The organism is Geodermatophilus nigrescens (assembly GCF_900129495.1).
Lineage (GTDB): Bacteria > Actinomycetota > Actinomycetes > Mycobacteriales > Geodermatophilaceae > Geodermatophilus > Geodermatophilus nigrescens.
The window spans coordinates 574,388-586,461 of the sequence record NZ_FQVX01000002.1 but is presented as its reverse complement, the minus strand read 5'-3'; the positions used below and the strand labels follow the sequence as shown (position 1 = coordinate 586,461).

Below are 12,074 nucleotides of genomic sequence, written 5' to 3'. Positions count from 1 at the left end.
GCAAGTCACCGGCAACCGGTGCCGGGGACGGTGTCCCTCGTGAGTGCGCTGGCACCCCTGCCGTTCCCCGTCACGCCCCGCCGGCCCGGCGATCCCGAGGCCGACGTGGCGCGCCTGGCGCTGGCGCACCGGGCGCTGTGCGACGGCGTCCGGCTCCTCGCCGGCGCCGCCCCGGCGGAGGAGGAGCCGCTCCCGCCGCCTCGCCGGCGCGCGCTCGCCGCCGTCGGCCGGGTGGTGCTGCGCGAGGTGCGGGCGCACACCGAGCGGGAGGACGCCGTCCTCTGGCCGGTCCTCGCCGCCTGCGCCGGGGCGCACGCCGCCGACCTGGAGCCGCTCGTGGAGGACCACGCGGTGCTGGGGGAGCTGCTGGACCGGGCCGGCTCGGCGCTCGCGGCGTCGGCCGCGGGCGATGCCGGGCAGGCGGCCGCCGTCCTCGGCGAGCTGGCCGTCGCCCTCGACGAGCACGTCGCCGAGGAGGAGCGGGAGGTGTTCCCGCTGCTGCGCCGGTGTGTCTCGGCGCGCGACCTCGCCCGCTACGAGGCGTTCTGCGTGCGCGGCCCGGGCCTGCGGCACGCGGCCGCCGTCCTGCCGTGGCTCGCCGGCGCCTGCCGCGACGACGCCGAGCGGGCCGGCCTGCGCGCCGTCACCCCCGTGCCGCTGCGGCTGCTCGGCCGGCTGACCGGCCCCGGCTGGCGCCGCCGCACCGCGCTCCTGGGGACCTGAGGGCCAATAGCGCGACAAAGGCCCCCGTGGCGGCCTCGCGCGCGGCAGCCGGTCCTGGCGCGTCTACCCGGGGGCGGCGCGGGCCGCGGCGATCCAGCCGGGGTGGCCGGTGCGCCCGGCCACCGCGACGGCGACGTCCCGGTGGGCGCGTGCCGCGGCGTCGTCGCCGCGGGCGGCGGCCAGCCGCGCCAGCAGCGTGGCGGTCGGGCCGAGCGCGAGCAGCGCCGTCTCCACCCCGCACACGGTGTCGCGGTAGGGAGTCAGCTCGGCCTCGGCCTCGGCCATGCGCTCCGCGTCGCCCAGGGCGAGGCCGACCTCACCGCGCACGAAGGCGAAGAAGGGCGTGAACAGGTCGCGGGTCGTGCGTTCCCGGCGCGGGCAGGAGGCCCGTGCCTCGTCCACCCGGCCGGCCAGCACCAGGGTCAGGGCCCAGGTCTCGCCCGCGATCTCGGGCGAGACGGGCACGAGCGCGGCGAACTCCTCGGGGCTGACCGGCCGCGCCTCCGGCGACCCCAGCTGCAGGCACAGCTGGGTGTTGAGGCGCAGCGCGCGGGCCACCGCGGGGTAGTAGCCGGCCGCGAGGAGGGCCTGCTCGGCGGCGTCGTACACCGCCTCCGCCTCGGCGACCCGGCCCGCGACGGCGGCGCGCAGCCCGGCGTAGCACCGCGCGATGCCGTGCAGCAGCGGCAGCCCGTGGGCGGCGGCGAGCCGCTCGGCCTCCGCGGCGTGCCCGTCGGCGGCGTCGAGGTCGAGCACGGCGCAGGTGTCCTGCAGCAGCATGAGCCGGGCGACGGCGGCGAACACGCCCCAGCCCTCGCGCTGCGCCAGCTCGAGCAGCTCGGTGCCCAGCGCCAGCGCCTCGGTGCGGTCGACGTCGCGCATGGCGTGGAAGTGCCGCGCGGCCAGCGCGTGGGCCAGCGCGTGCGGGTCGCCGCTGAGCCGGGCCTCGGCCACCGCCCCCGCCGAGGCGGTCACCGCCCGCTCGTCGTGGCGCTCCTCGAGCTCGGTGGCCAGCATCGCGAGCAGGCGCGACCGCTGGGCGTCCCCGTGCGGCAGCGCCGCGACGGTGCGCTCGGTCCGCGCGACGAACCGGTCGTCGACGGGGTCGACCCAGGCGTTCCAGAAGGTCGGCACGTCCGAGGACAGCAGCACGCTCGCGGTCAGCGTCGGCGGGGCGTCCTCGGGCAGCACCTCCAGGGCGCGGCTGCGCAGGGCGCGGGCCTCCCCGACGGCGCCGGCCAGCGCGGACGCGTGCGCCTGGGCGCCCAGCAGCCAGGCTAGCTCTCCCGGGTCGTCGGGCCGCGCGGTGCGCAGGGCCTCGGCGGCCCGGCCCCACATGACGGCGGCGTCGGCGTAGGCGAACCGCCGCTGCGCCAGCTCCGCCGCCGCCCGCGCCCAGCGCGCCGCCGAGGCCGCCGCGCCGGGCCCGGCCGCCGCCGCGTGGTGGGCGAGCGCGGTCACGTCCTCGGGGCGCAGCCGCTCGAGGACCGCGGCGACCCGCCCGTGCAGCCGGGTGCGGCGCAGGGAGGAGAGGTCCTCGTAGAGGGTGTCGCGCACGAGGGCGTGCACGAAGCGCAGCCGCCCCGGCCCTGGCTCCACGAGCAGGCCGCTGACCAGCGCGGTCTCCAGCGCCTCCACCAGGGCGTCGTCGTCGGCGCCGCCGGGCAGGCTCCCCGGTCCCTCGGCCGGTGCCGCGGCCGCCAGCAGGAGGTCGGCGTCGACGTCGCGGCCGATGACGGCGGCCAGTCGCAGCAGGGTGCCGGTGCGGGCGGGCAGGCCCGCGAGCCGGTGGCGGACGACGTCGCGCACGGTGCCGGGCACGGCGTCGACGTCGGCGCCGGAGTCGACCAGCCGCAGCAGCTCGCGGACGTAGAAGGGGTTGCCGTCGGCGCGGGCGGCGATGGCGGCGCGGGTGCGCCGGTCGACGGGGGTGAGCGCCCAGTCACCGACCAGCTCGTCGACGGCGGCGGCGTCCAGCCCGCGCAGCGCCAGGCGGGTGGGCGAGCGGCGGGCCAGCGCGGCCAGCACGTCCGCGAGCCCCGCGCTCTCCTCCGGCCGGTAGCCCGCCACGACCAGCACCGGCGACCCGGCGAGCGCCGGCAGCAGGTCCAGCAGCAGCGCGGTGGTCTCGCGGTCGGCGCGGTGCAGGTCGTCGACCGTCACGACCAGCGGCGCGCGCGAGGCCACCCGCGCCAGCCAGCCCGCGACGGCGCGGTGCAGCCGGAAGCGGCTGCCGAGCGGATCGCCCGCGCCCGACGGGGCGTCGTCGGTGAGCAGCGTCGCCAGGGCGGCGGGGTCGGGAGGCGGGGAGGCCGCGGCCAGCGGGCGCAGCGCCGCCGACCAGGGCCAGGCCGGGGGAGCGCCGTCGGTCTCCGGGCAGGACACCGCCAGGGCCGTCCAGCCGCGGCCGGCGGCCTCCGCGCGCAGGTGGTCGAGGACGGTCGTCTTGCCGCTGCCGGCCTCCCCGGCGAGGAGCACCACCTCGACGCGGCCGCCGGCGGCCCGGCGGGCCGCGGCCTGCAGCGCGCGGAGCTCGGCCTCGCGGCCGACCGGCCGGGGGGCCTCCGGAGCGGGCGACGCGGGGGAGGGGGGAGAGGGAGGCGGGGCGGGCGCCGGGGAGCCGACGACCGGCGCGGGGGTGCGCACCGGCAGCAGCGACGGCGCCTGCGCGAGCACCGCCTCCTCCAGCGCCCGCAGCTCGGGGCCGGGGTCGACGCCGAGCTCCTCGGACAGGCGGGCGCGCACCTCGCGCAGGGCCGCGAGCGCCTCCCCCTGTCGCCCGGCGCGGTAGAGCCCGAGCGCGAGCAGTCGCCAGCCCTCCTCGCGCAGCGGGTGCTCGGCTACGTGCGCGCGCAGCTGCGGCAGCGGGTCGCGGCCGCGCGGGTCCTCGAGGGCCACGGCGGCGCGCCGCTCGACGGCGGTCAGCCGCAGCTCGTCCAGCCGGCTGGCCTCTGGCGCGGCCCACGGCTCGTCGGCGTACTCGGCGTAGGCGGGCCCGCGCCAGAGGTCGATGGCGGCGGTGTAGCGCTGCCGCGCGACCGCCGGGTCGGTGGGCGCCAGCCGGTCGCCCTCGTCGACGAGCTGCCCGGCCAGCCGCGCGTCGACGTCCCCGGCGGCCGGGCGCAGCGCGTAGCCGGGCGGGACGGTGACCAGCAGCCGCGCCGGCGTCCGCGGGGCGCGGCCGGGCTCGAGCACCCGGCGCAGGTGGCTCACGTGGGCCTGCAGCGTGCCGAGCGCGTCGGCCGGTGAGGCACCGCGCCACAGGTCGGCGACCAGCACCTCGGCCGGCACCACGTGGCCGCCGGCGACGAGGAGCCGGGCGACGACGGAGCGCTGGCGCCGGCCGCCGAGGTCGAGGGGAGCGCCGTCGCGGGTCGCCGACACCTCACCCAGCACGCGGAACACGACGGTTCCGGCACCCGCGTCGTCCATGGCGGCGGAAGCATAGGCCGCCGTCAGGCCGCCGGTCAGCCCGCTGCGACGAGGCGCACACCCGCGGGTCACGGGCCGGTCACGCGGCGTGCCATGCGGCTCACAAGTCGCCGCCAACCGGCCGGCGCGACCGTCCCGGCATGACCTCGACCAGCCCCGCCCTGCCCTTCCCCGTCACCCCGCGCCGTCCCGGCGACCCCGAGCCCGACCTGTTCGGCTTCTCCCTCGTCCACCGCGCCCTGCGCTCGGGCTGCCGGCTGCTCGCCGACGCCGCCACCGCGATCGCCGCCGGGGACCCGTGCCCGCCGGACCGGCAGCGCGCCGTCGTCCGGTTCGGGGAGGCGGTGCTGCACGAGGTGCACGTGCACCACTCCCGCGAGGACGACGTCCTGTGGCCGGTGATCGTGGCGTCGGCCGGCGACGCCGTCGACCTCGGCCCGCTCTCCGACGACCACACCGCGCTGCAGGGCGTCCTCGACCGGGCGCGGTCGGCGCTGGCCCGATTCGCGGAGGCCGGTCCTGCCTCGGCCGCGCCGCTGGCCGCCGTCCTCACCGAGCTCGCCGACGAGCTCGACGAGCACATCGGGGAGGAGGAGCGCGAGGTGTTCCCGGTGATGCGTCGCTTCGTCTCGGCCGGTGACTTCGCCCGGGTGGAGACGCGCTTCCGGAAGGGGACGAGCCCGCGGCACATGGTGTTCGTGCTGCCGTGGATCGTCGACTCCTGCCGCACGCGCGAGGAGCGCGCGCAGCTGTTCGCCGGGGCGCCGGCGCCGCTGCGCCTGCTGCTGCGCGTGGTCCAGCCGGGCTGGCTGCGCCGCCGCGACCTGGTCCGCGGCGCCTGAGTCAGACCGCGGCGCGGGCGGCGGCCAGCCAGCCGGGGTTGCCCGACGCCGTGGCCACCGCCACGGCCACCCGCTGGTGGGCCGCCGCCGCGGCCACGTCGCCGCGCGCGGCGGCCAGCCGCGCCAGCAGCGTCGCCGTCGGGCCCAGCGCGACCGACGCCGACTCCGCCGCGCACACCCGCGCGGCCCACGGCGCGAGCCCGGCCTCCGCCTCCGCGGTGCGCGCCGGGTCGCCCAGCGCCAGTCCCACCACGCCCCGGAAGTAGAGGAACACCTGGGTGTAGGGGTCGCGGCCGTAGCGCGGGAGCGCCGGGCCCAGCGCGCGGGCGCCCTCGGCGTCGCCGGCGAGGACCAGCGCCAGCGCCACGCTCTCCCGCAGGTCGTCGGGGGCGGCCGACAGCACCCGCTCGACGTCGGCGCGGCCCACCGGCGGCACGCCCGCGCCGGCGCCGGAGGCGTGCAGGCAGAGCCGGCCGACCACCCGCACCGACTCCGCGACGTCGCGGTACCAGCCGGCGTCCAGCAACTCCTCGACGGCGTCGCCGTAGACCCGGTCGGCGTCGGCGCCGCGGCCCGCGCAGGCCAGCCGCATCCCCCCGTAGGCGCGCGCGATCCCGCGCAGCAGCCGCAGCCCGTGCCGGCCGGCCAGCTCCTCGGCCGCGGCGGCCTGCTCGTCGGCCGCGGCGAGGTCGAAGCGGGCGCACGCGTCCTGCAGCAGCACCAGCCGGGCCACCGCCTCGAAGACGCCGAGGCCGTGTCCGCGGGCCAGGTCGAGCAGTTCGGTGCCCAGCGCGGCGCGCTCGTCGGGCGCGGAGTCGCGGTGGGTGTGGACGGCGCGGGCGGCCAGCGCGTGCGCCCGCGCCACCGGGTCCCCGGCGCGGCGGGCCGCCTCCACGGCCGCGCGCGACACCGGCGCGGCGCGCTCGTCGAGGCGCTCCTCCAGCTCGGTGGCCAGCAGCGCCAGCAGACGGGGCCGCAGCGGGTCGTCGTCGGAGAGGGAGGCGGCCAGCGCCTCGGTGCGCGCGAGGAACCGGTCGTCGACGGGGTCCACCCGCGGGTTCCAGAAGGTGGGGACGTCGGAGGACAGCAGGACCGCGGCGGTCAGCGGGGCGGGCGCGTCGTCGGGCAGCGCCGCCAGCGCCCGTGCCCGCAGGGCCCGCGCCGGCCCGACGGCGCCGGCCAGCGCGGTGGCCGCGGCCTGCGCGGCCAGCAGACGGGCGAGCTCCGCGCCGTCGCCGGGCCGGGCGGTGGCCGTGGCGTCTGCCGCCCGGCCCCACATGACCGCGGCGTCGGCGTGCGCGAACCGCCGCTGCGCCAGCTCCGCCGCCGCCTCCGACCATCGGGCCGCCGCCGCGGCCGACCCGGGCCCGGCCGCGGCCGCGTGGTGGGCGAGCGCTGTCACGTCGTCGGGGCGCAGCCGCTCGAGGACGGCGGCCACCCGGCCGTGAAGCCGGGTGCGGCGCAGGGAGGAGAGGTCTTCGTAGAGGGTGTCGCGCACGAGGGCGTGCACGAAGCGCAGCCGCCCCGGTCCGGGCTCCACGAGCAGGCCGCTGACCAGCGCCGCCTCCAGCGCCTCGACCAGCGCCTCCTCGTCGTTCTCCCCGGCCGCGGCCAGGAGGACCTCCGCGTCGACGTCGCGGCCGATCACCGCGGCCAGCCGCAGCAGGGTGCCGGTGCGGGCGGGCAGCGCGGCGAGCCGGTGGCGGACGACGTCACGCACGCTGCCCGGCACCGCGGCCACCTCGGCGCCGCCGCCCACCAGCCGGACCAGCTCGCGGACGTGGAACGGGTTGCCGTCGGCGCGCTCGGCGATCGCGGCGCGCGTGCGGCCGTCGACGGGCGTGATCGACCAGCGGGCCACGAGGGCGTCGACGGCGTCGCGGTCCAGGCCGCGCAGCCGCAGCGCCTCCGGGGAGCGGCGGGCGAGCGCGGCGAGGACGTCGGCCAGCGCGGCGCTCTCCTCGGGGCGGTGCCCGGCGACCAGCAGCACCGGCGAGCCGGCCAGGGCGGGCAGCACGTCGAGCAGCAGGGCGGTGGTCTCCCGGTCGGCGCGGTGCATGTCGTCGACGGTGACCAGCAGGGGCGCGGTGGCGGCTGCCCGCGCGAGCCAGGCGGCGACGGCGCGGTGCAGCCGGAACCGGTCGCCGGCGGGGTCGCCGCCGGCCGGGGCCGGCGCGTCGTCCGTGAGCAGCGCCGCCAGCGGGGCGGGGTCCTCCGACGGGCATGTCGCGGCCAGCGCGCGCAGCGCCTCGGCCCACGGCCAGCCGGGCGGGGCGCCGTCGGTCTCGGGGCAGGACACGGCGAGCGTCGTCCAGCCACGGGCGGCGAGGATGGCGCGCAGCGAGTCCAGCACCGTCGTCTTGCCGCTGCCGGCCTCCCCGGCGAGCAGCGCCACCTCCAGCCGGCCCCCGGCCGCCCGGTCCGCGGCGGCCTCCAGGGCGGCGAGCTCGGCGTCGCGGCCCACCGGGCGCGGCGGTCCCGCGGCGGCCACGGGCACCGGGCGGCCGGCGGCGGGGGCGGGCGCGCGGACGGGCAGCAGGTGCGGCGCCTGCGCCAGGACGTCGTCCTCCAGCGCCCGCAGCGCCGGCCCGGGGTCGACGCCGAGCTCGTCGGCGAGCCGGGCGCGCACGTCCCGCAGCGCGGCGAGCGCCTCGCCCTGCCGTCCGGCGCGGTAGAGGCCGAGCGCCAGCAGTCGCCAGCCCTCCTCGCGCATCGGGTGCTCCGCGACGTGCGCGCGCAGCTGGGGCAGCGCATCCCGGCCGCCGGGGGCGGCGAGGGCGGCGGCCGCGCGGCGCTCGACGGCGGTCAGCCGCAGCTCGTCCAGCCGGGCGGCCTCGGGCGCGGCCCACGGCTCGTCGGCGTACTCGGCGTAGGCCGGCCCGCGCCACAGGTCGATGGCCGCGGTGTAGCGCTGCCGCGCGGCCGCCGGGTCGGCCTCCAGGAGGCGGTCGCCCTCGTCGAGCAGCCGGGTGGCCTCGCCGACGTCGGTCGCGTCGCCCTCGGCCCGGATCGCGTAGCCCGGCGGCACCGTGACCAGCAGCCGCGCGGGGGTGCGGGGCGCCCGGCCCGGCTCGAGGACCCGGCGCAGGTGACTGACGTGCGCCTGCAGCGCGCCCGTCGCGTCGGCGGGGGAGGCGCCCTGCCAGAGGTCGGCGACCAGCAGTTCGGCGGGCACCATCCGCCCGCCCGCGACCAGCAGCCGGGCGACGACGGAGCGCTGCCGGCGGCCGCCGAGGTCCAGCGGGGCGCCGTCGCGGTCGGCGCCGACGGAGCCGAGGACCCGGAACCGGACCCGCCCCGTCTCGCCGCTCATGACGGGCGCAGCGTAGGCGGCCGGACAGGCCCCGACCAGGTCGGATCCGGGGCCGCGCGACGTGGCAGCGGCCCCGGACCCGGGCTCAGGCGCTCTTCGGGCGGCGCGGGCGGGCGGGGGCCTTCGGCGCCGCCGGGGCGGTCGTGACCGGCGCGTCGTCGCCGGGGACGCCGAGGCGCCGCTCGAAGCCGGGCGGGACGACGACGTCGTCGCGGGACAGGTCGGCGGCGGACTCGCGGGCCAGGCCGGTGAGCGCCGAGCCGAGGCCGTCGCGGAGCAGGTCGAGGACGTTCTCGACGCCGGCCTGCCCGTTGGCCGCCAGGCCCCACAGGTAGGCGCGGCCGATCATCACGGCCTTGGCGCCCAGGGCCAGGGACTTGGCGACGTCGGAGCCGCGCCGGATGCCGCCGTCGAGCAGGACCTCGACCTGGTCGCCGACGGCCTCGGCGATCGCCGGGAGGGCGCGGATGGAGGCCGGGGTGCCGTCGAGGTTGTTGCCGCCGTGGTTGGACACCGAGATGGCGGTGACGCCGGCGTCCACGGCCCGCTTGGCGTCGTCGACGCGCATGACGCCCTTGAGCATGAACGGCTTGTCGCTGCCCCACAGCTCGCGCAGCCAGGCGACGTCCTCCCACGTGGGCATGGGCGACTGCATCCACGCGCCGTAGGCGCCGAAGAAGGTCGGCGGGGTCTCCGAGGGGTCGCCGACCATGTTCGGCACGCTGAGGTCGGGCAGCTTCATCGTGCGGGCGAACTGCAGCAGCCAGCGCGGCCGGAGCGCCACCTGCGGGGCGTAGCGGCGGACGGCCTCGAGGTCGATCTTCTCGGGGATGAAGGGGGAGCCCCAGTCCCGGCCGTAGGCGAAGGACCAGTCGAGGGTGGCGATCAGCCCGGCGGCGCCGGCGCGGCGGGCGCGCTCGACCTTGGCGGCCATGGTGTCGCGGTCGCCGACCCAGTAGAGCTGGAAGAAGGTCTTCGGGTTGGCGGCGATGACCTCCTCCATCGGCTTGCTGGCCATCGACGACAGGCCCATGGCCACGCCGCGGGCAGCGGCGGCGCGGGCGACGGCGACCTCGCCGTCGGGGTGCACCGCCTGCACGCCGGTGGGGCTGATCAGCACCGGCATGGAGACCTCCTGGCCCATGACGGTGGTGGTCATCTGCCGGGCGTTGGCGAGGCCCGCGGTGTGCGGGGCGAAGCCGAGCTCGTCGAAGGCCCGCAGGTTGTCGTCGACGGTCAGGCCCTTCTCGGAGCCGGCGACCAGGGCGCCGTAGACGCCCTTGGGCAGCCTGCGCTTCGCCCGCCGCTGGGCCTCGGCCACGGTCTCGAACCACGCGTTCGCCACTGTCGTCTCCGTCCGCTCGGCCCCTGACCCACCGCCGGTGGCACTGAGTGCCACCCTAGCGCCGCGGATGTCGCGCAGGCCACACCCCAGGACGACGCGACCCCCCGGCCGGAGGGCCGAGGGGTCGTGGGGAGCGGCCGGCGCGGGGCCGGCCGTGCTCAGTGGCGGGGGCTCAGCGGCGCGCGGCCAGCGCGGCGATCTCGTGCGCCGACTCCAGCGTCGGGGCGGAGGCCAGGGCGCGGGCGATCTCGCGGTCGTCACGGCGACGGGCGCGGGTGGCGCGGGCGGAGTCCAGGGCGGAGCGCAGGCGGGTCATGACGGGTCCTCCTCGTGCGACGGTCGACGGCGACGGTCGCTCCCGGCCGTTGCCGGCGGGCCCCGCGGTGTCGTCCCGGTCACAGGAAACCGGCTCCGACCTGCTGGGTCTGCATCTCCAACTGTCCTCCTCGAGGACCGTCCGCGCCAGCCCCCCGGGCGTGATCCGCGCGTCACCCGGCCCGGTGGGACGGCGGTCACACCGCGGCGCTAGCGTCGGCCGCGCCGCACCGTCCGCGACCCGGGAGGCCGTCCTGCCCAGCACCGTCGTCCCCGGCGGCGTCAGCACGCCGCAGCTGTCCGCGCACCTCGCCGTCCCGCCGGTGGGGGAGGGGCCCTGGCCGGGCGTCGTGGTCGTGCACGAGGTCTTCGGGCTCACCGACGACGTCCGCCAGCACGCGGACCGGCTCGCCGCCGCGGGCTACCTCGCGGTCGCCCCCGACCTGTTCAGCGCCGGCGGGAAGCGCCGCTGCCTGCGCTCGACGTTCCGCGCGCTGAACAGCGGGCAGGGCCCGGCGTTCGGCGACCTCGAGGCCGCCCGCCGCTTCCTCGCCGACCGCGACGACTGCACCGGCCGGATCGGGGTGCTCGGTTTCTGCATGGGCGGCGGCTTCGCGCTCATGGGCGCCACCCGCGGCTTCGACGTCGCCGCGCCCAACTACGGCTTCCTGCCGAAGGACGCCGAGCGGGTGCTCGCCGGCGCCTGCCCGGTCGTCGCCAGCTACGGCCGGCGCGACGTCGCGCTGCGGGGCACCGCCGCCCGGCTGGAGCGGATCCTCACCGATGCGGGCGTCCCGCACGACGTGCACGAGTACCCCGGCGCCGGGCACTCCTTCCTGAACCACCACAACGCGGGGCCGTTCACCGCGCTGGAGAAGGTCGTCGGCGTCGGCTACCACCAGCCCTCGGCCGAGGACGCCTGGGGCCGCATCCTGCGCTTCCTCGACCGACACCTACGGAGCGCGGCGTGACCGGCCCGCTCGCGGGCCTGCGCGTGGTCGAGCTCGGCGGCATCGGCCCCGGCCCGCACGCGGCGATGGTGCTCGCCGACCTCGGCGCCGACGTCGTCCGGGTGGAGCGGCCCGCCGGCGGTCTGCGGATGTCCGAGGGCGGCCGCGACGTCGTGATGCGCGGCCGGCGCCCGGTCGCCGCCGACGTCAAGACCGACGAAGGCCGCGAGCTCGTGCTCTCCCTCGCCGCGCACGCCGACGTGCTCGTCGACGTCTTCCGGCCCGGCGTCGCCGAGCGCCTCGGCCTCGGCCCCGACGCCTGCCACGAGCGCAACCCCGGGCTGGTCTACGCGCGGATGACCGGCTGGGGTCAGGACGGGCCGTGGGCGCAGCGGGCCGGGCACGACGTCAACTACCTGTCGCTCACCGGCACGCTGGCGGCCCTCGGTCACCCGGGCGAGACGCCGCGGGCGCCGCTGAACCTCGTCGCCGACTACGCCGGCGGCTCGATGCTGCTGCTGGTCGGCATCCTGTCGGCGCTGCACGAGCGGACCGTGTCGGGCTGCGGGCAGGTGGTCGACGCCGCGATGGTCGACGGCGTCGCGCTGGTCTCGCAGCTCATGTGGTCGATGCGCGGCATGGGCGTGTGGTCCGACCGGCCCGGCACCAACCTGCTCGACGGCGGCGCGCCCTTCTACGACGTCTACCCCTGCGCCGACGGCCGGTTCGTCGCGGTCGGGGCGCTGGAGCCGCAGTTCTACGCCCAGCTGCTCGCGGGCCTCGGCCTCGCGGACGCGGGCCTGCCGGCGCAGATGGATCCCGGCGGCTGGCAGCGGCTGCGCGAGGAGTTCACCCGCGCCTTCGCGGCGGAACCGCGGGAGCACTGGGAGCGGGTGTTCGAGGGCACCGACGCCTGCGTCACCCCGGTGCTCGAGCCGGGCGAGGCGCCGGCGCACCCGCACCTGGCCGCCCGCGGCACGTTCACCGAGGTCGGCGGGGTGGTGCAGGCGGCGCCCGCCCCGCGCTTCTCGCGCACGCCGCCCGGTCCCGCCGCGCCGGTCGCCGACGGCCCGGCCGACGCCGCCGCCGTCGTGGCGGAGTGGTCGCGGCCCCGCTGACGGGGCCGCACGAGCCCGCGGTCCGCCGCGGAGGAG

The 12,074-nt window shown here is 79.3% G+C and carries 8 protein-coding genes; 4 read left to right on the top strand and 4 right to left on the bottom strand.

Annotated features, from left to right (window positions below; translation table 11 throughout):
* Nucleotides 1-39: 39 nt before the first annotated feature.
* Nucleotides 40-723, top strand: coding sequence for a hemerythrin domain-containing protein (locus BUE37_RS10365; protein WP_073420109.1), 684 nt, complete (start codon nucleotides 40-42; stop codon nucleotides 721-723).
* A gap of 63 nt (nucleotides 724-786) precedes the next feature.
* Here the strand turns inward: BUE37_RS10365 and BUE37_RS10360 are convergent, their stop codons facing one another.
* Nucleotides 787-4,155 (bottom strand): ATP-binding protein, encoded by a 3,369-nt coding sequence (locus BUE37_RS10360; protein ID WP_083628541.1) that lies wholly within the window; start codon nucleotides 4,153-4,155, stop codon nucleotides 787-789.
* Between the two features lie 140 nt (nucleotides 4,156-4,295).
* Here BUE37_RS10360 and BUE37_RS10355 point away from each other — a divergent pair, with 140 nt between their 5' ends.
* Nucleotides 4,296-4,997 (top strand): hemerythrin domain-containing protein, encoded by a 702-nt coding sequence (locus tag BUE37_RS10355; RefSeq protein WP_083628540.1) that lies wholly within the window; start codon nucleotides 4,296-4,298, stop codon nucleotides 4,995-4,997.
* A 1-nt stretch (nucleotide 4,998) separates the two neighbouring features.
* Here the strand turns inward: BUE37_RS10355 and BUE37_RS10350 are convergent, their stop codons facing one another.
* The 3 genes from BUE37_RS10350 to BUE37_RS23790 all read right to left on the bottom strand — a co-directional run bounded on the left by BUE37_RS10350 (nucleotide 4,999) and on the right by BUE37_RS23790 (nucleotide 9,971).
* Nucleotides 4,999-8,310, bottom strand: a complete 3,312-nt coding sequence (locus BUE37_RS10350; RefSeq protein WP_073420108.1) for an ATP-binding protein — start codon at nucleotides 8,308-8,310, stop codon at nucleotides 4,999-5,001.
* Nucleotides 8,311-8,395: 85 nt separating this feature from the next.
* Entirely contained in the window at nucleotides 8,396-9,655 is a 1,260-nt protein-coding gene (gene mftD, locus BUE37_RS10345) for a pre-mycofactocin synthase MftD (RefSeq protein WP_073420107.1), read from the bottom strand.
* 172 nt (nucleotides 9,656-9,827) lie between these two features.
* The gene (locus tag BUE37_RS23790) at nucleotides 9,828-9,971 is read right to left on the bottom strand and encodes a hypothetical protein (RefSeq protein WP_175562841.1); all 144 of its coding nucleotides are present in this window, start codon (nucleotides 9,969-9,971) and stop codon (nucleotides 9,828-9,830) included.
* A gap of 160 nt (nucleotides 9,972-10,131) precedes the next feature.
* On the opposite strand from BUE37_RS23790, the gene BUE37_RS10340 reads away from it, so the two are divergent.
* Both BUE37_RS10340 and BUE37_RS10335 read left to right on the top strand, forming a co-directional pair.
* Nucleotides 10,132-10,941: a dienelactone hydrolase family protein gene (locus BUE37_RS10340; RefSeq protein ID WP_245794490.1), complete on the top strand. Its 810-nt coding sequence runs from the start codon at nucleotides 10,132-10,134 to the stop codon at nucleotides 10,939-10,941.
* Nucleotides 10,938-12,038 (top strand): CaiB/BaiF CoA transferase family protein, encoded by a 1,101-nt coding sequence (locus BUE37_RS10335; RefSeq protein WP_073420106.1) that lies wholly within the window; start codon nucleotides 10,938-10,940, stop codon nucleotides 12,036-12,038. Before BUE37_RS10340 ends, BUE37_RS10335 begins: the two co-directional genes overlap by 4 nt.
* The last annotated feature ends 36 nt before the right edge of the window (nucleotides 12,039-12,074 follow it).